This is a genomic window from Iodobacter fluviatilis (genome assembly GCF_900451195.1).
In the GTDB taxonomy this organism is placed as follows: Bacteria; Pseudomonadota; Gammaproteobacteria; order Burkholderiales; family Chitinibacteraceae; genus Iodobacter; species Iodobacter fluviatilis.
The window spans coordinates 849296-870148 of record NZ_UGHR01000001.1 but is presented as its reverse complement, the minus strand read 5'-3'; the positions used below and the strand labels follow the sequence as shown (position 1 = coordinate 870148).

At 47.9% G+C, this 20853-nt stretch carries 10 protein-coding genes; all 10 read left to right on the top strand.

Going from position 1 to position 20853, the window contains the following annotated elements; translation table 11 throughout:
• Positions 1 to 13: 13 nt before the first annotated feature.
• The 10 genes from pgi (at position 14) to DYD62_RS03850 (ending at position 20665) form a co-directional block, all read left to right on the top strand.
• The gene (pgi, locus tag DYD62_RS03895) at positions 14 to 1660 is read left to right on the top strand and encodes a glucose-6-phosphate isomerase (protein ID WP_115226157.1); all 1647 of its coding nucleotides are present in this window, start codon (positions 14 to 16) and stop codon (positions 1658 to 1660) included.
• Between the two features lie 124 nt (positions 1661 to 1784).
• On the top strand, positions 1785 to 4442 hold the full coding sequence (aceE, locus tag DYD62_RS03890) for a pyruvate dehydrogenase (acetyl-transferring), homodimeric type (RefSeq protein WP_115226156.1): 2658 nt from the start codon (positions 1785 to 1787) through the stop codon (positions 4440 to 4442).
• A gap of 102 nt (positions 4443 to 4544) precedes the next feature.
• On the top strand, positions 4545 to 6239 hold the full coding sequence (gene aceF, locus DYD62_RS03885) for a dihydrolipoyllysine-residue acetyltransferase (protein WP_115226155.1): 1695 nt from the start codon (positions 4545 to 4547) through the stop codon (positions 6237 to 6239).
• Positions 6240 to 6433: 194 nt separating this feature from the next.
• Positions 6434 to 8206: a dihydrolipoyl dehydrogenase gene (gene lpdA / locus DYD62_RS03880; RefSeq protein WP_115226154.1), complete on the top strand. Its 1773-nt coding sequence runs from the start codon at positions 6434 to 6436 to the stop codon at positions 8204 to 8206.
• A gap of 250 nt (positions 8207 to 8456) precedes the next feature.
• Entirely contained in the window at positions 8457 to 13310 is a 4854-nt protein-coding gene (locus DYD62_RS03875) for an EAL domain-containing protein (RefSeq protein WP_115226153.1), read from the top strand.
• Between the two features lie 72 nt (positions 13311 to 13382).
• Positions 13383 to 14513: a response regulator gene (locus DYD62_RS03870; protein WP_115226152.1), complete on the top strand. Its 1131-nt coding sequence runs from the start codon at positions 13383 to 13385 to the stop codon at positions 14511 to 14513.
• 143 nt (positions 14514 to 14656) lie between these two features.
• Positions 14657 to 15226 carry a PDC sensor domain-containing protein gene (locus DYD62_RS03865; protein WP_147288262.1) on the top strand — a complete coding sequence of 190 codons (570 nt, stop codon included), beginning with the start codon at positions 14657 to 14659 and terminating at the stop codon, positions 15224 to 15226.
• 50 nt (positions 15227 to 15276) lie between these two features.
• Complete coding sequence (locus DYD62_RS03860) at positions 15277 to 18447, top strand: PAS domain-containing hybrid sensor histidine kinase/response regulator (protein WP_115226150.1); 3171 nt, start codon at positions 15277 to 15279, stop codon at positions 18445 to 18447.
• A gap of 61 nt (positions 18448 to 18508) precedes the next feature.
• Positions 18509 to 19033: a glutathione peroxidase gene (locus DYD62_RS03855; RefSeq protein WP_115226149.1), complete on the top strand. Its 525-nt coding sequence runs from the start codon at positions 18509 to 18511 to the stop codon at positions 19031 to 19033.
• 306 nt (positions 19034 to 19339) lie between these two features.
• Complete coding sequence (locus DYD62_RS03850; RefSeq protein ID WP_115226148.1) at positions 19340 to 20665, top strand: lytic polysaccharide monooxygenase; 1326 nt, start codon at positions 19340 to 19342, stop codon at positions 20663 to 20665.
• Positions 20666 to 20853 lie beyond the last annotated feature (188 nt).

The following is a 20853-nucleotide window of genomic DNA, read 5'->3' as shown; positions in this document are numbered from 1 at the left end:
GACTTATCCACACATGCAAAACCTGACACAAACTCCAGCCTGGCTTGCTTTAGAAGAACACTTCAATGAAGTGTCTTCTTTGCATCTGCGCGATCTGTTTAAGGACGATCCACAGCGCTTTGAAAAGTTTTCACTTGAATCAGGCGGCCTGTTTTTTGATTACTCAAAAAACCGCATCACAGCAAAAACCATGACTTTGCTGATGAATCTGGCCCGGCAATCCGGCCTGCAAGAGCGTATCAAAGCCATGTTTGCGGGCCAGAAAATCAATAGCACAGAAAACCGTGCGGTATTGCACACTGCGCTGCGCAACCTAGATAAGCATCCATTGATTGTGGATGGCGAAGATGTCATGCCTAAAGTGAATGCCGTTAAAGATAAAATCGGCATCTTCTCGGATAAAGTCCGCTCAGGTGAATGGCTGGGTTACACCGGCAAAGCGATTACCGATATTGTAAACATCGGTATTGGCGGCTCAGACTTGGGCCCGCTGATGGTTTGCCAGGCACTGAAAGATTACGGCCACAAGCGCCTGAAAATGCATTTTGTTTCCACCGTTGATGGCGACCAGGTTGTATCTACACTGGCAGAGCTAAATCCAGAAACAACGCTCTTTATTATTTCTTCCAAAACATTTACCACCCAGGAAACGCTAACCAATGCCCGTACATCACGAGCATGGTTTGTAAAAGCTTCCGGGGATGAAAAACATATTGCCAAGCATTTCGTAGCGGTTTCAACCAATGCAAAGGCCGTGAGTGACTTCGGTATTGATACCGAGAATATGTTTGAATTTTGGGATTGGGTTGGCGGGCGCTATAGCCTGTGGAGCGCAATTGGTTTACCGATTGCTATTTATTTAGGTAAACACAATTACCAAGATTTGCTGCATGGTGCCTATACCATGGATCAGCATTTCTGCAGCAAGCCATTAGAGCAGAATTTGCCAGTGATTATGGGCATGCTTGGGGTTTGGTACGTTAATTTCTTTGGCGCATCCACCCAGCTTATTTCTCCTTATAATCAATCGCTTTATCGCTTTCCGGCGTATTTGCAACAGCTGGATATGGAATCAAACGGTAAAACGGTTGATTTGAATGGAAAACGCGTGAATTATCGCACCGGGCCTGTTGTATGGGGTGATACCGGTATTAACGGCCAGCACGCGTATTACCAGTTATTGCATCAGGGCAGCCAAATCGTACCCGTCGATTTTATTGCCACAATAGAACATCCGGATATTCCTGAACCGCACAATACGATTCTAATGGCCAATGTATTTGCCCAGACAGAAGCGTTTTTACGCGGTAAAAATGAATCGGAAGTTCGCGCAGAATTAGATGCACAGGGTATTACCGGCGAGGAACAGGATGCTTTAGTTCCGCATAAAGTATTTGAAGGTAATCGCCCAACCAATACCATCTTAATGCAGCGTTTATCACCGCGGCGTTTAGGTGCACTAATTGCTTTGTACGAGCATAAAGTATTCGTACAAGGCACGGTCTGGAATATTAATTCCTATGACCAATGGGGTGTTGAATTAGGCAAACAATTGGCAAAAGCCATTGAGGCCGATTTAACAACTCCAGGTTTAACCACTAACCATGACGCTTCGACCAACGGTCTGGTGAATTATTACAAGCGAAATACCCCCCGTTAAACGGGATGTATTTTTATATGCCTATTACAATGCAGGCCTTTTAAAGCAGGCTGGTCCACACAACCGGCCTGCCTCCGCATCAAAATATGCGGAGTATTAACCCACTCACAAGGTAGAGAGACCAATGGCAGAGCAGCTTCATGACCTCGATCCCCAAGAAACGCAAGAATGGCTGGAGTCACTCGATAGCGTCCTCGAAAAAGAAGGCGCAGAGCGCGCCCATTTCCTGGTTGAAAAGCTTGTAGATCATGCACGCCAAGATGGCGTCAATATTCCGTATACCGCTACAACCGCTTATATCAATACGATTCCGGCGCACCTGCAAGCCAAGCACCCTGGCAAGCCTAATCTGGAAGAACGGATTCTGGCCTATACCCGCTGGAATGCAGCCGCAATGGTGGTAAAAGCCAACCGCGACGAAGCAGAGCCGGGCGGCCATATTTCCTCGTTTGCTTCGGCAGCCACTTTATACGATGTGGGCTGGAATCACTTCTGGCACGCACCAAGCGCAAACCACGGTGGCGATCTGGTTTATTTCCAGGGTCACTCTGCGCCTGGCGTTTACTCACGTGCCTATCTTGAAGGCCGTATTACTGAAGACCAGCTGAATAAATTCCGCCGTGAAGTAGAAGGCGGTGGCTTATCATCCTATCCACACCCTTGGCTGATGCCTGATTTCTGGCAATTCCCAACGGTATCGATGGGGCTTGGCCCGCTGATGGCGATTTACCAGGCCCGCTTTATGAAGTACCTGGACGATCGTGGCTTTAAGCAAAAAGGCGATCGTAAAGTTTGGTGCTTCTGCGGCGATGGTGAAATGGACGAGCCAGAATCGCTGGGTGCGATTTCTCTTGCTGGCCGTGAAAAGCTCGACAATCTGATCTTTGTCATTAACTGCAACTTGCAGCGCCTAGACGGGCCTGTACGTGGTAACGGCAAAATCATTCAGGAGCTGGAAGGCGACTTCCGTGGCTCAGGCTGGAATGTGATTAAAGTAGTCTGGGGCACTGGCTGGGATGCCATTCTTGCTCAAGACAAAAAAGGCCTGCTGCAAAAACGCATGATGGAAGTAGTCGATGGTGAATACCAGACTTACAAATCCAAAAATGGCGCTTATGTACGCGAACACTTCTTCGGCGCTTACCCAGAATTACTCGACCTCGTTTCAGCGATGTCGGATGACGATATCTGGCGTCTGACCCGTGGCGGTAACGATCTTTACAAAGTTTACGCTGCCTATAAAGCCGCAGTTGAGCACAAAGATCAACCAACCCTGCTGCTGGTTAAAACAGTAAAAGGCTTTGGCGTTGGCGCTGCTGGCGAATCGCAAAACGTAGCGCACAACACTAAAAAGCTGTCAGACACCGATCTGCTTTATCTGCGTGACCGCTTCAATATCCCGCTGACCGACGAAGAAGCCATTGCCTGCAAATTCTACCGTCCTGCTGATGACAGCCAGGAACTGAAGCATATGCACGAACGCCGTGCTGAGCTGGGCGGCTTTGTGCCATCCAGAAAACCGGTAGATGAGCCTTTGCAAGTGCCGGGCCTTGATGCATTAAGCGGCCTGCTGGGCAGCACGGGTGAACGTGAAATGTCCACCACCATGGCCTTTGTCCGTATCCTGAATACACTGGTAAAAGACAAGCAAATTGGTAACCGCATCGTGCCCATCGTGCCGGATGAATCCCGCACCTTTGGTATGGAAGGTATGTTCCGTCAACTGGGTATTTGGTCACATGTGGGTCAGCTCTATGAGCCACAAGATGCTGATCAACTGATGTTCTACAAAGAATCCAAAACTGGGCAAGTATTGCAAGAAGGGATTAATGAAGCCGGTGCGATGAGCGATTGGATTGCTGCGGCAACCTCCTACGCCAACCACGGCGTCACCATGATTCCGTTCTACATCTACTACTCGATGTTTGGTTTCCAACGCATTGGTGACTTAGCATGGGCAGCAGGCGATTTACGCGCTCGCGGCTTCTTAGTCGGTGGTACGGCTGGCCGCACCACACTGAACGGCGAAGGCTTACAGCACCAAGACGGCCACGGCCATCTATTTGCTGAGTTCATCCCGAACTGCGTTTCCTACGATCCTACCTTCGCTTACGAGCTGGCGGTGATTGTGCAAGACGGTATGCGCCGCATGTATCAAAACCAAGAGAACATTTATTACTACTTATCAGTAATGAATGAAAACTACAGCCACCCTGCCATGCCAGAAGGCTCAGAAGCCGGCATCCTGCGCGGTATGTATATGTTCCAAGAAGGCGCAAAAGACGCTGCTCTGAAAGTGCAGCTGATGGGTTCAGGCACGATCTTCCGCGAAGTAATCGCTGCGGCTGAGCTGCTGAAAGCCGACTTTGGTGTGGATGCGGATATCTGGTCTTGCCCAAGCTTTAACGAGTTGCGCCGTGATGGTATGGCCGTTGAGCGTCACAATATGCTCAACCCAATGGCAGCGCAGCAAGTGCCTTATGTGACTGAATGCCTGACAGGTCGTACTGGGCCTGTGATTGCGGCAACCGATTACAAACGCGCGTTTGCAGATCAGGTTCGTGAATACGTTCCTGCTAAATACGTAGTGCTGGGATGTGACGGCTATGGCCGCTCCGACTCACGCAAAGCATTGCGCAGCTTCTTTGAAGTTGACCGCTTCCACGTTGCGGTTGCTGCACTGAAAGCCCTGGCTGACGAAGGCAAAATTCCTGCAGCAAAAGTTGCAGAGGCCATCGAAAAGTATGGCATTGCAAACCGCCCGGCGCCTTGGACCGTGTAAAGCAGTGAGGCTTTGCCTTCAGGCATCAGGCTGAAAGGTAAAGCACTGGGGAGGGACAAGTGCCCTCCTCCTCACTCCATACCCCTCACAGGATTCGTATATATGAGCACATTGATTGAAGTAAAAATCCCCGATATCGGCGGCCACGAGGGCGTTGAAGTGATCGAGGTTTTTGTAAAAGCTGGCGACACCATTGAAGTAGAGCAATCGCTCATTACCTTAGAAACCGACAAAGCGACGATGGAAGTGCCATCGACCCACGCCGGTGTTGTAAAAGAAATGAAGATTAAAATTGGCGATAAAGCCTCTGAAGGCAGCATCGTTTTACTGCTGGAAGCAGCAGACACCGCCAGCACAGCAGCACCTGCAGCAGCACCTGCAGCAGCACCTGCAGCAGCACCTGCAGCAGCACCTGCAGCAGCACCTGCAGCAGCACCTGCAGCGGCTCCAGCTCCGGCACCTGCCCCGCTTGCAGCGCCGGCAGCCGCCAGCGTGGCCAGCAGCATTGAAGTGCGCGTACCGGATATCGGTGGCCACGATGCTGTAGATGTGATTGAAGTTTTTGTAAAAGTCGGTGATGTCGTTGAAAAAGAACAATCACTGATCACCTTAGAAACCGACAAAGCCTCGATGGAAGTGCCATCGCCAGAAGCGGGCGTCGTTGAAAGCATCTCCCTGAAAGTGGGCGATAAAATCAGCGAAGGCGGACTGATCCTCGTACTGAAAGGCGCTGCCTCTGCACCAGCCGCAGCGGCCCCGGTTGCTGCTGCTCCTGTTGCAAGTGTTGCTGCTGCTCCAGCAGCCGCACCCGCTGCTGCACCTGTTGCCGCCGCCCCGGCAGCAGCACGCACCATCAACGAAGCAGGCTTCAAAAAAGCCCACGCCTCGCCTTCGATTCGCAGCTTTGCCCGTGAATTAGGCGTTGACCTAAGCCTAGTGAACGGCAGCGGTCCTAAAGGCCGCATTTTGCATGGCGATGTACAAGCCTATGTGAAATCCATCATGAGCGGTGCTGCCGCAGCACCACATGCAGCGGCCGCTCCTGCTACCGGCACGGGCTCTGGTCTGGATCTGCTGCCATGGCCAAAAGTGGACTTTGCCAAGTTCGGCCCGATCGAAACCAAGCCACTCACCCGCATTCAAAAGTTATCCGGCGCCAATCTGCATCGCAACTGGGTAGTGATCCCGCACGTTACCTTTAACGATGAATGCGATATCACCGAGCTGGAAGAATTCCGCAAATCTATCGGTAAAGAGTGGGAAAAATCAGGCCTGAAACTCTCGCCACTGGCCTTTATCATTAAAGCCGCTGCCGAAGTACTGAAAGCCTTCCCAACTGTGAATGCAAGCCTGGATGGCGATAATCTGGTATTGAAGCAGTACTACAATATAGGCTTTGCTGCTGACACGCCAAATGGCCTCGTTGTACCGGTGATTAAAAACGCCGATCAAAAAGGCCTTAAGCAAATCGCCAAAGAATTGACCGACCTATCTGCGCTGGCGCGTGAGGGCAAGCTCAAGCCAACCGATATGCAAGGTGCAACCTTTACCATTTCCAGCCTGGGCGGCATTGGTGGCACCAGCTTTACGCCTATCGTCAATGCACCGGAAGTGGCGATTCTTGGCGTTTGCAAATCGCAAATCAAGCCGATCTGGAATGGCAAAGAATTTGTGCCACGCCTGATGTGCCCATTGTCATTATCCTTCGATCACCGCGTGATCGACGGTGCACTGGCTGGCCGCTTCACAGTGCAACTCGGCAAGCTCTTAAGCGACATCCGCCGCTTGGTGTTGTAAGCCTCAGCTTAAAAATTTAATGCTAAAACCCAAATCTTAAAACACGGAGCAACACGGAGAAAACCATCGCTTAGTTTTTCTCCGTGAAACTCCATGTCCTCTGTGTCCTCCGAGGTTCAAGGTTTGGGTTTTCACTCCTTTTGTAGTATGTGAACCAGTGTACGGTGCACTTGCTACCATTAATGGAATAAATGATGAGCAATCTGATCGAAATTAAAGTCCCCGATATCGGCGGCCATGACAATGTGGATATCATCGAAGTCTTCGTTAAAGTCGGCGACACCGTGGCCGTTGAAGAATCCTTGATTGCACTGGAAACCGATAAAGCGACGATGGAAGTGCCTTCCACTCACGCCGGTGTGATTAAAGAAGTAAAAGTGGCCGTTGGCGGCAAAGTATCTGAAGGCAGCCTGCTAGTGATTCTGGAAGTCGCTGCAAGCGCTGCTGCAACTCCTGCCGCGGCTCCAAGCCCGGCCGCAGCAGCCCCGGCAACGCAAGCGGCTCCTGTCGCGGGCAGCCACAGCGGCGCTGCCGACTATGAATGCGAGATGGTCGTGCTCGGTGGTGGCCCAGGTGGTTACTCCGCAGCTTTCCGCTCTGCTGACCTTGGCATGAAAACCATCGTGGTTGAGCGTTTTTCCAAGCTTGGCGGTGTGTGTCTGAATGTCGGTTGTATTCCTTCCAAAGCCCTGCTGCACAATGCGGCGGTAATTGACGAAGTAAAACACTTGGCCGCCAACGGGATTAAATTTGGCGAACCAGAAGTCGATATCGACGCACTGCGTGGCTTTAAAGAAAAAGTGATTGGTAAGCTCACCACCGGTCTGGCTGGCATGGCCAAGGCACGAAAAGTAGAGTTCGTGCGCGGGATTGGCCGCTTTATTGACCCGCACCATCTGGAAGTGCAAATCACTACCGGTGAAGGCAAAGAAGTCACTGGCGAGACCAAAATCATCAAGTTCCAGAAAGCGATTATCGCTGCTGGCTCTTCGGTATTTAAACTGCCTTTCGTGCCAAATGACCCACGCGTAGTGGATTCCACCGGCGCGCTTGAGCTTAAATCCGTGCCAAAACGCATGCTAATTTTAGGCGGCGGGATTATTGGTCTGGAAATGGGTACGGTTTACTCCACCCTGGGCGCACGCCTGGATGTGGTAGAGATGCTCGACGGCCTGATGCAGGGCGCGGATCGCGACTTGGTTAAAGTATGGGAAAAATGGAACGCCCACCGCTTTGACAACATCATGCTCAAGACCAAAACCGTTGCACTAGAAGCCAAAGAAGATGGCATCTGGGCAACTTTCGAAGGCGAAAATGCCCCGAAAGAGCCGCAATGCTACGACCTCGTGCTGCATGCAACAGGCCGCGTGCCTAATGGCGGCAAAGTGGGTGCAGAAAACGCCGGTGTGATTGTGACTGATCGCGGCTTTATCCCTGTCGACAAACAAATGCGCACTAATGTGCCGCATATTTTTGCGATTGGCGATTTAGTTGGTCAGCCTATGCTGGCGCACAAAGCGGTACACGAAGCACACGTTGCTGCTGAAAACGCCGCCGATCACAAAGCCTTCTTTGATGCCCGCGTGATTCCTGGCGTGGCTTATACCGATCCGGAAGTCGCCTGGGTGGGTGTCACCGAAGATGAAGCCAAGAAAAACGGCATCAACTACGGCAAAGGCGTATTCCCATGGGCAGCATCGGGCCGTGCGATTGCCAATGGCCGTGATGAAGGCTTTACCAAATTGATCTTTGATCAAGACACCAAGCAAATTATCGGCGGCGCGATTGTTGGCCCGCACGCTGGCGATATGATCGGTGAAATCTGCCTTGCCATCGAAATGGGTTGCGATGCCGTGGATATCGGCAAAACCATCCACCCACACCCAACCATGGGTGAATCGATTGGTATGGCCGCCGAAGTATTTAAAGGCGTATGTACTGACCTGCCTCCGCAAAAAAAGAAATAATTTCTTTTGTGCAGTAAAAAAACCCGGCTTGCCGGGTTTTTTTACGTTTAAACCTCTGCAGTTTCTAAAACGAACAAAACGCATAAGATATCATTTAGCAATTCTTACAATATAAAAACAAAAAATGACTAATTTCCAACTAAAAATATACCTTTAAATTGGCATTTAATTACAAGTAGCTTGAAGCTTGTCAAGACTAACCTAAGCTGTAAAAGGAAATAACAAACAAACCACTCAAGAGACACTCTTAATGCCTGCCGTGTTCAATGATACAAGCCAGCTGCAACTTATCGATCAGATACCTGGCTGCATTTACTTGTGTCATGCCAGCGGGCAATGCCGCTATACCAACTCAGCCTTACAAACGATGTTTGGTCTTACAGCGGAAGAATGCGCGGGCTATGGATGGCTGAAAAGTCTGCACCCCGATGACAGCAAACTAGTGCACGAACAATGGCTGCAGGCGCTCAGGACACAAGCTGATTTTGAGCTTTCATTTCGCATTTTGCCGCCGGATCAGGAAATACGATATGTCCGCGCAAAAACCCGCCCGCTTTGGGATGCCCACGGGCAAATTTCCGGCTATATCGGCGCAATAGAGGACATCACCTTTGAGCACAGCCCTCTTAAACACAGCCTTCACCTGATTCAAATTTCCCCCATCCCTCATGTGCTTTTCAATGCACAGGGTGAAATCGTTTACCTGAATCCGGCATTTAGCAACAGCTTTGGCTATCAGGAAGCAGATCTGCCTCAACTAAGCCGCTGGTGGGAGCAAGCCTTCCCCAATCTGGCCCGCTGGCAAGAGGGTAATGCTCAGGCCCAGCTCGCCACAGCCCCGCTTTCCCCTGCTTCAGAGCTGCAAATTTGCTGTAAAAATGGCGGCTTTAAAACAGTTAAAGCCAGCCAGACCCTATTAACGCTAGGGCAAGAGAAAGCACAGCTGATCACCCTGATCGATTTAAGCGAGCTTTATCAGCAAAAGTCTGATTTGCAAGAACAAGCTCAGCGCTATCAACAGCTTTTTGATAAAGCAGATCTGTCGATCTGGAATCAGGATATGACGGCGCTGTTAACCCATCTCACCGCACTGCGTGAAGCGGGGATTACTGATCTGGCGGCTTATCTTGAAGAAACGCCGTCTTCCTTACTAAATATGATCAGTATGTTCAAAGTGATTGATATCAACCCTGCCACACTGGCCTTATTTGAAGGAGCAAGTAAGGCTGAATTTATGCAAGGCTTTGCAGGTTTATTTGGTGAAAGTGCGCTCACTGTTATTCGCCAGGAGCTGCTGGCTTTCTGGCACAAGGATGCCATTTTTCGCAGCGAAATTAATCTTAAAACACTTCAGGGCAGATCTTTCCAAGCGCTGATCTCCTACCCTATCCCTGCGACTGAAGAAGAAGCCCGCATTGTGCCGGTGAGTATTCAGGACATTAGCGAGCTGAAAGAGAGCGAAAGCCGTTGGCAATTTGCAATTGAAGGATCAGGCGATGGGCTTTGGGATTGGGATATAAGCAGTAACACTATTTTTTACAGCCGCCGCTGGAAAGAAATGCTCGGCTTTACGGATGAAGAAATTAACAATACTTATCAGGAATGGGAAAAACGGGTGCACCCGGCAGACTGGCCCAAAGTGATTAACAAGGTAAAAGCTCATCTGAAAGGCGACACACCATTTTTTAGTAATGAATATCGTATCCGCAGCAAGGAAGGCAACTGGAAATGGATCGTTGATCGAGGCATGGTGGTCTGCCGCGATGAAAAAGGCCTGCCACTGAGGGTGATTGGCACTCACCATGATATTACCGAACGCAAAAATAACGAAAATGCACTCTTAGCCAACCGGGCGCAGCTGGCCGGCATGATTGATTCGGCGATGGATGCCATTGTCACCACCGATGCAGAATTCAACATTATTCTGTTTAATCAGGCAGCAGAAAATATGTTTGGCTATCCGGCCCAACAAATGCTGGGCTGCCCGATTGAAGTACTGATTCCCGTTAAGCTGGCAGCACAGCACCGTGAGCAGATGCACAAATTTGGCGGGCAAGGTGAAGGCCATCGCAAAATGGGCGGCAGCTCGGCACGCCAGGTGATGGGCAAAAGAGCCGATGGCAATGAGTTTCCAATCGAAGTGGCCATTTCTTACCTTGAAAATTTTGGCAGCCCCATTTACACCGCCATGGTGCGCAATATTACAGACCGGCTTGCCTATGAAACCAGCTTATTGCAATTAACCACAACGCTGGAGCAGCGCGTAATTGAGCGTACCTATGAATTAGAAGCCGCCAAGCAGCAAGCCGAAAATGCCAATCTGGCAAAAAGTGCATTTCTGGCCAATATGAGCCACGAGATTCGCACCCCGCTCAATAGCGTACTGGGCATGGCGCATTTGGCCCAGCTCACCCCTTTAAATACCAAACAAAGTGATTACCTGCAAAAAATCACGCTCTCTGCAAATCACCTGCTTGATCTGATTAATGACATTCTTGATTTTTCAAAAATTGAAGCCGGTAAAATGGAAATCAGCAGCCATGATTTTTCTCTGCATGAGCTGATTGACCATGTACGTGAATTAATTCAGCAAAAAGCAGAAGAAAAAGGCCTGCAACTTCATATTGTAATTGGCATACAAGTTCCCTCATTCTTGCAGGGCGATGATTTACGTATCAAGCAGGTGCTGATTAATTTACTCAGTAATGCCATTAAATTTACTCAGGACGGAAAAATCACTTTAACCGTAAACCTAGATTCAAATGAAAATCTAGCTTTTAGTGTTCGCGATACAGGAATAGGGATTCCCGTCTGTGCACAGGCGCAATTGTTTCAATCATTTCAGCAGGCAGATAATTCAATTACCCGCAAATATGGGGGCACAGGCCTAGGGCTTGCAATCAGCAGCCAGTTAGTACAGCTTATGGGCGGGGAATTAACCGTCACCAGCCAGCCGGATCAGGGCAGTGAATTTAAATTCAGCCTCAGCCTTCCAAAAATCAATGCGTTGGCTCCTTCACCGGCCCATCAGAATCATTCAATCAGTGATCATTTCCTCGTAGGGAAACATATATTACTGGCCGACGACCATCCGTTTAATCAGCAAATTGGTGCAGAGCTATTACAAATAGCCGGCGCTGAAGTGGTGATTGCCAATAACGGGCTTGAAGTACTGCAATTAGCCAAACAACACCATTTCGACGCGATTCTGATGGATGTACAAATGCCTCAGATGGATGGCATTACAGCCAGCCTGGCCCTTAGAAAAATGCCCGCATTTGATCTCGTCCCCATTATCGCCATGACCGCCAATGTATCGCGCGAGTATCGCCAGAATTGCCTGAATGCAGGCATGAATGACTTTATCGGCAAGCCCGTGCAGGCAGAGAAAATCTATCAAACTCTGGCTTACTGGCTAGGGCCACAGGCCACAAAGCTGCCCGCTATAAATCGCCCTCAGCCAGAAGCAGAGCCTCCCCGGCGGGAAGAAGCATCCCAGACCGGCAGCACTAGCAGTGATGCAGGCCAGATTATCGATTTTTCAGAATTACGCAGTATGCTGGGCGATGATGCCGATCGCCAGCGCAAATATTGTGCGAAATTTGCGCAATTTTTTGAAGAAGGGCTGGCCAGCATTCTTTATCTTCATGAAAGCAAGAGCCTGATAGGCCCAGAATGCCACAGGCTGAAATCGATCGCCCGTACTGTTGGCGCAATGCCATTAGGCCTGCAGCTTGCCTCCATGGAAAAACTCGATCAAACCACGCCATCCGATGTGCAATCAGAAAAAATCAGGCAGCTGCAATCTTTATTCCTGCAAAGCTGTGAAGTGCTGCAAAAAAATGGCTTACTGGATGGTGCAAGCAGCCCAAACCCAATCGCAACGCCTGTGCTGGAGCACAGCCCGCTTTGCATCCTTTTAGTAGACGATGACAGCTTTATTCTGGAAATCATCCAGCAACATCTGAATGATTTAGGCATTACGCAAATCATGTCCTTTTTAAAAGCAAAAGATGCACTTAAAAGACTTGCCCTACCCCCTCAGCCTGACTGGATTTTTTGCGATTTACAAATGCCCGATATGGATGGTGTCGCCTTTTTGCGCCAGCTGGGTTTACTGCAATACGAAGGCTATATCGCCATTCTTTCCGCAATGGATAAGCAGGTATTAAAAGCTGCAGAACGGCTGGCTCATTCTTTTCACTTAAAGCTGGGCGGATCGCTCACCAAGCCGGTCAAAAAAGAAGAGCTGGCTCAAATATTACTCCTTCACCCCGCGCATTCAGGCACAGAGCACGCAGGCAGCCACATGCCCCAGTTGCAACTGCTTGAAGATGAAATACGCAACGGCCTTGCTGCAGGTGAGGTTGAACTCTATTACCAGCCCAAAGTCAGCACCAACGGACGCGGCGTTCTTGGGGCGGAAAGCTTAGCCCGCTGGCGTCACCCCCTGCGCGGGCTGCTTGGGCCACATTTATTTGTTCCGGCCATTGAAGCTTTAGGCTTAATCGATGATCTCACCCTCTGTGTATTAAGGCTGGCCAGCCGCCAACTGCGAATATGGCTCGATCAGGGTGAGCACATCAAGTTATCGATTAATGTATCGATGGGTAATCTGCACCGGCTGGAGCTGCCAGAGCTGTTTCAGGAAGTATTACGCGAAAGCAATATCAGCCCCGAGCTAATTACACTGGAAATCACCGAAACACAGCTTACCCATGATTATGTGCTTAGCCTCGATATCCTGACCCGCTTAAGGATTATGGGTTTTGGCCTCTCTGTTGATGACTTTGGCACGGGCTTTTCGACCATGGAGCATTTAATTCAGATTCCATTTACCGAATTAAAAATCGATAAAGCCTTTGTCAGCGGCGCCACCTCCGATGCCTCCGCCCGAACTATTTTGGAACACAGCGCAGATTTAGGCCGGAAATTTTCCCTGAATCTGGTGGCAGAGGGCGTGGAAACGCAGGCCGACTGGGATTTGGTTTCCAATATGGGCTGCCACGAAGTACAGGGCTATCTGATCGGCCACCCCATGCCCGCAACCGAATTTATACACTGGAAACAAATGTGGGAAAGCCATCTTTCCAGCGTCAAATAAGCGGCAAGGCGATAAATTTTTTATTCTACAGATCCATTAAAAACCTCCGGCCCTGAGCCAAGGATCAATATCATGAACGACAAGCCACTGGTACTCATCGTTGACGATGATCTTTTTATGCTGGATTTTATCTTTGATGCCCTCAGCGAAACATGCAATGTGATTACGGCAGAAAATGGCAAAGCTGCTTTGCAGCTGGTGCAGCAGCAGCACCCAAAACTGGTATTGGCTGATGTAAAAATGCCGGAAATGGATGGCTACGAGCTGTGCCGCCAGATCAAAGACGATTTTGATATCAGCGATACGCCTGTGCTGTTTCTATCGGCGCTGGATGGCATTGAGGACAGGCTGCAGGGCTTTGATGTAGGTGGAGAAGATTTTGTCCTCAAGCCTGCAAACCCTAAAGTATTGCAAGCCAAAGTGGCACATGTTCTGCAATTGATTGAAGAGCGGCAGCAATTAAAATCCCAAGCTCAATACGCCACCAATACCGCCATGCTGGCCATGGCCAGCATGAGTGAAACGGGCTTGCTGATCGAAGGGATTAAGCGTTTCAATAATTGCACTACCCCGCTCGATTTAGCCAAGGCCTTAATTAGCGCCATTGGCCTATTTGAAGTTGAAAGCGTGGTAGAGCTTATTTTGCCCGGTGCTGAATCACTCGCCGTGAACTTGCGCGGGCCGGCAAGTGCATTAGAAACCTCGATTTTGCAGCATATGGCAACAATGGACCGTATTACCCAATTTAAAAGCCGGATGGCGATTACTTACCCGCATATCAGAGTACTGATCAGCAATATGCCAGAGCATGATGAAGACCTTTGTGGCCGCCTGCGCGACAACCTAGCCATCCTGATTGAATCAACCGAATACCGGCTTGAAGCACTCAATATCATGGTCAAGGCCGAAGAACGTGATCTTACGATTGCAACGACGATTAAATCACTCACAGATGCCCTTAGTAAAATCGACGAGCAGCAAAGAAACGGCCGTACCTCCATTGCCATTATTCTGAGCACAGTCACTTCCCGCATTGAAGCGGCCCTAGTGGGTTTGCAATTAACCGAACGGCAGGAAAGCTCATTAATCGACATTGTGAGCCGGGGCTTAGATGAAGTCTCTAATACCATCAGTGCCGATGCTGATTTTCAGGATCAGCTGAGCTGCGCAATCAAAGCGCTCCAAAACACCATTAACCGTTAGTCAGATGATAAATCAGCTCAAATAGCGTACCAGCAATCATTCACACTTTGCTCAGTACAAAAGCACACTTACTCAAAGTTGACAGCACTATGATCTTAAACTTGAGACCACTGCGCTCACTGCAAAACAGAGTCATCTTATTGATGCTGTTACTCTTTGTTGCTTCGATTTTATTGCTGACATTCTATGCAAAACGTGTTTTTCAAAAAGAAATGCAGCATCTGGTCAGTAATCAACAACTCTCCAGCGTGAGTATTATTGCCAATGACATTGACCATCACTTACAAGAAAACATCAATGCTCTGGAGCATTTTGCAAAAAAAATAACAGCACAATCCTTAAAAAACCCACCAGCCCTTCAGTCCGAGCTTGAAAACCACAGCGTGCTACAGGAGTTATTTAACGCAGGCATTTATATCAGCACCCTCGAAAACAATTTAATCATCCCTTCTGTTTCCCTTGCCCGTCAGCCCATCAGCTATGCCCTCCATCAGCCATCTGTTACACAGTCACTGGCACAGGGAATCAATACGATTTCTACTCCACAACAGGATCAGCAACAAAAAACGCCCCTATTTGTGATCACGGTTCCGATTAAAAATAATCAGGGGCAAGTAATCGCAGCCATATCCGGAGCCATTAATCTGTACAAACCCAACTTTATTAATGAAAAAATCAAAAACAATAACGGTAAAACCGGGGCTATGCCCTGATCTCCCCAGAACAGCATTTATTCATCGCCGCCACCGATCAACGTCTGGTCATGAAATCAACGCCCCCTAGAGGCGTAAACCCCGTTATTGACCGGATAATGCAGGGCCAGGAAGAATCAGGCATTTTTGTTGATTTACTCCAAACCGAAGTACTCACCTCCGTTAAAAAAGTAAACTTGGCTGGCTGGTATGTTGCGGCTACCCTTCCAACTGCCGAGGCGTTTTTCCCTATTCAACAAGCAGAGCGGCATATTCTGGGGGTTATTTTACTAATGACCCTGATCTTATCCCTGCTGATTGCTTGGATTTTAAAACAACAACTTTCTCACTTACACACGGCAATTAAGTGCCTCAATACCATGGCGGATAGTGACATTCCCCCCCGCCCGCTTACCATTGCCAAAAACGATGAAATTGGAAGCCTACTCAGCAGCGTTAACCACTTAATGACCACATTGGGTAAACGGGAAGAAGCTCTGAAACAAAGTGAGTTATTCATCCGGACAGTAACCGAAAACATACCGAGTATGCTGGCTTACTGGACAGCTGATTTACATTGCTCTTTTGCGAATAAAGCCTATTGCCAGTGGTTTGATCATAGTGTGACCCAAATCCACAATATTGCGATGCAAGATTTACTCGGCCCTGAGCTATTTCATGCCATTAAACATTACATTCACGGGGTACTGGAAGGTAAAGAACAAAACTATGAACGCTCATTAATCAAACCCGATGGCAAACAAGCCTATCTGCTGGCACAGTATATCCCTCATTTTCAAGCAGAAAAGATTCAAGGTTTTTTTGTATTACTGACGGACATTACTGCAATTAAACAAGGAGAAGAGCAATTAAAATTAAGTGATGCTGCACTTAAAGCAATATCACAAGGAGTGCTAATCGCCGATGCCAACCGTAATATTATTTCAGTCAATCCACCTCTGCTTGCTATTACCGGATTCAGCTCAGAAGAGTTTATTGGGCGTAATTGTAATTTTTTACAAGGGCCTCTCTCCAGCCCTGAAACCATCACCGCCATTCGTAATGCACTCAACTCTGAAAAAGAATTTAATGGTGAAATTATAAATTACCGCAAAGATGGAAATTTATTCTGGAATGATTTGAGCATTTCACCTGTCTTTAATGAAAAGGGTATTTTAACTAATTTCATAGGAATTACCCGTGACATCACTGAAAGAAAAAATTCAGAAAAAGAAATATTAAACAAACAAGAACAACTCTTAGGCATGATTAATACAGCAATGGATGCCATTGTGAGTGCCGATGCACAATTTAATATAATATTATTTAATCCTGCAGCAGAAAAACTATTTGGCTATTCTGCAAAAGATATCCTGGGCCAGCCAATTGAATGTTTACTTCCCACAGGTCTTGCAAATGGGCATAGGGAAGAAATGATACAATTTGCAAAAAATAAAGAAAAACCAAGACAAATGCAAGGCCGCTCTGTAAGACCCGTAGTAGCAAGACATCAGCAAGGACATGATTTCCCGGCTGAAATTGCAATTTCTTATTTAGAAAACAATGGGAGACCTATTTTTACCGCAATGATCCGCGACTTAACTGAACGTAAATTACTTGATGAAGCACTCATGCAATTTGCGGCTACTTTAGAGCTGCGTGTTATTGAACGGACACAAGAACTGGAAGCAGCAAAGCGACAGGCAGAAAACGCAAATCAGGCCAAAAGCGTATTTCTGGCTAATATGAGTCATGAAATTCGTACGCCACTCAATAGTGTGCTGGGTATGGCTCATCTGGCACAGTTAACCGAATTAACGCCAAAACAGCGTGACTATCTGCAAAAAATCACTTTATCTGGCACGCTCTTGCTTGATTTAATCAATGACATTCTGGATTTTTCAAAAATAGAGGCGGGTAAACTCGATTTAAACACTGTAGATTTTAATTTATCTGACCTTATTCATCATATTAGCGGGCTTATTCAGCATAAAGCCACTGAGAAAGGCCTTATACTTAACATTCAAATTGATAAAAATACCCCGCTTGCATTGCATGGTGATGATTTACGGATTAAACAGGTACTGCTTAATTTACTCAGTAACAGCATTAAATTTACCGACAGCGGCAGTATTACTCTCATTGTCCATCCTTATAAAGATGATTACACTTTGCAATTCAGCATTATCGACACAGGCATAGGCATTACTCCTGAAGTGCAAAAACTATTATTTCAGTCTTTTCAACAAGCAGACAATTCCATTACCAGAAAATATGGTGGCAGCGGATTAGGACTAGCAATCAGCCGTCAGCTGGTACAACTCATGGGCGGTGAATTGTCTATGAAAAGTGAATTAGGCAAGGGCAGTGAATTCACCTTCCATATTGTACTTAATAAAGCGGAAATGGCCCCGTCCGTATTAGAAATACCAGATAGAGTAAAAAACAATGAATTATTCTTTAAAGACAAACTAATTTTACTTGCAGACGATCATATTTTTAATCAACAAATTGGTAGTGAATTATTAGAACTAAAAGGTGCTAAAGTGATATTGGCAAACAATGGGCAAGAAGCCATTCAATTAGCACAGCAATACCATTTTGATGCCATATTAATGGATGTACAAATGCCTGAAATGGACGGCATTACCGCCAGCCAGATTTTAAGAAAAAATCCGGATTATGACGCAGTTCCTATTATTGCAATGACGGCCAATATTTCAGCAGAGTACCGTCAACGTTGCTCCCAAGCTGGCATGAACCATTTTATTGGTAAACCTGTGCAGGCTGAAAAACTCTATCTTGCATTAATGATTTGCTTTAGACAGCAAACTGAGCTGGAATTGCCTTCTTCGGCAAGTAGTAAAAATATTGCCCCTTCTACTGAAGGCCAGTGGATAAACCAACAGGAGCTGCAAAGTATGCTGGGTGAAGAAATCACACGCCAGCGCAAATACTGCGAACGTTTTTCAGATGCCATGAAGAACGGGCTTGCAACCATTGACGACGCCCTAGCTAATAATCAGCTTGATTTAATTAAAACAGAATGCCACAGGCTGAAAGCCATAGCGAATACGGTGGGCGCACTGCCACTCGGTGAACTACTCGCCAAACTTGAGAAAAACGAGCACACTTCAGAGGAGCTGAAGCAAGCAATAGCACAATTAAAATTACATGTTCAGCATAGCTGCACAGCGCTAAAAAACATGGATCTACTCGATCATTCATTGGAAATTCAATAAGCAGACCACTCAATCTGGTTTACTTACCACGGCTCATCCTTAACGCCACAAGGATTTTTATATGCGTATCCTCGCCCTGCTTGGTTTTTGCAGCTCCATCAGCCTAGCTGCCTGCCCGCCTTTGCTTGATTATCAAAGCAAAACGCTCAAAGGTGAGGCTTTTGATTTTTGCAGTTATAGCGGCAAGCCTATTTTAGTCGTGAATACCGCCAGCAAATGCGGCTTTACCCCGCAGTTTGATAAATTAGAAAAAATCTACGCCAAATATAAAGACCAAGGGCTGCTTGTGGTGGGATTTCCATCTAATGATTTCAAGCAAGAGCTGGCCGACAATAAAGAAATTGGTGATTTCTGCCGCCTCACCTATTTTGTAGAATTCCCCATGCTGGAGAAATCCAGCGTACGCGGCGCCAATGCAAATCCGCTGTTTAAACGGCTGAGCGCTGCTGCCGATACCACACCCAAGTGGAATTTCTACAAATATTTGATTGCCCCGGATGGCAAAACAGTCACCGCCTATAGCTCGATCACCGAGCCTGACGATAAAGAAATCATCAGTAAAATTGAAGGCTGGCTGAAAAAATAATGCATTTACAGCGCCATCCCCATGCTCTGCTAAACAAAGCAAAACTGGCAGGGCCGCTGTATTTTTCAGGGTTGGCTTGACCACTCAAACGGCGGATCAAGGATAAGTGACTGAAGCCATACTGCTTACTATTCATTCAACAGGCTTATTTCTTTTTAGCCAAACACAAACAACATTTGTAATTAAATATAAGTATATTACCCACGAAACCCCAATTGAGTTTTCTCATATCTTTCAATAAGCTGATTATGGTTATTTGGCGCAGATCAAAAACCATAACCCTTATAAACAATGGATGAGAAAACAATGAATAAATACGCTCTGCCTGCCCTGCTTGCCAGCCTGCTGGCCCCACTAGCCAGCGCCCATGGCACCATGGAAGTGCCAATCAGCCGTATCTTAAGCTGCTTTAATGAAGGACCTGAAAACCCCAAAACGGCAGCCTGCCAGGCGGCCGTTGCACTTTCTGGCCCGCAAATGCTTTACGACTGGTCTGGTGTTAATCAGCTGCCCAATGGCAATCACAAAGCTTTTGTACCGGATGGCCAGCTTTGCGCCGGGGGAAAATCAAATTATGCAGGGATGAATCTGGCCCGTACCGACTGGCCAGTCACCCCCATTGCGCCTAATGCCAATGGGCAATTTGATTTCATTTACACCGCCCCCGCCGCGCACCAAACCCGCAACTGGCAATTTTTTATTACCAAAGATGGCTGGAACCCCAATAAGCCATTAGCCTGGTCTGATCTGGAAGACACGCCATTCTGCACCTTGGGCAATACTGCGGCCGTAGATAAGAAATACAAACTCAGCTGCCCGCTACCTAAAAAAACCGGCGTGCATATTATTTATAATGTGTGGCAGCGCAGCGACAGCGATGAGGCGTTTTACTCCTGCTCGGATGTCAACTTCTCTGGCAGCCTCTCCACCTATAAAGAGCTGGGCCAAATCCGCGCTCAGCAAGATTTAAAAGCCGATACCAAGGTGACTTTCCGCCTGTTTGATAAAGATGGCCGCGATGTGGAAAGCTTCTCGATAACCACCGGCTACGATAGCCAAACCGGCGAAAATACATCTTTGGCCGCCAACTGGCCCTTCTATCTGTCGCAGAAAGTGAATGTCAATTCGCGCTATATCAGTGTGGGCGTACTAGCGAGCAATGGCAGCGTATCCCCAGTTAAATCGGTGCAAGACAACCGTGTGTATGTCAGAAACAATGGGGAATACAGCTTTAAGGTGGATATTGGCGGCGTAATTGTGCCAACACCAACCCCAGTACCAACTCCTGTTCCTACTCCGGTACCAACACCTGTGCCGACTCCGGTACCAACACCTGTGCCGACTCCGGTACCAACACCTGTGCCGACTCCGGTACCAACTCCTGCTCCTACCCCGGTACCAACACCTGTGCCAACTCCGGTGCCAACCCCGGTTCCTACACCCGTACCCACTCCGCCACCATCAACAAGCTGCGCGCCAGATTGGAAAGCGGCCAGCACCTATGCCACAGTGAACACCAAGGTCAGCCAGAATCTGCGTAACTACCAAAACAAATGGTGGACAGTGGGTGAAGAGCCGGCAAAAAGTGGCCAGTGGGGCGTGTGGCAAGACATGGGGGTTTGCAAGAAGTAAATCTCCTAGGGTGTTTTATGTCTTAAAAGCTTATAAACGGCAGGTTTAACCCCATGTGCGCTAAGCAAATGGTTTTTTTCATGTGCAAGCAGCAAAAAGATCTTTTGACCACGTTCTTTGCACGGGGCTTTTTAGCCCCCCCTTGAAACACGCCGAAGCGAGGAACAAGCGGGCGGGGTTTCGGCGAG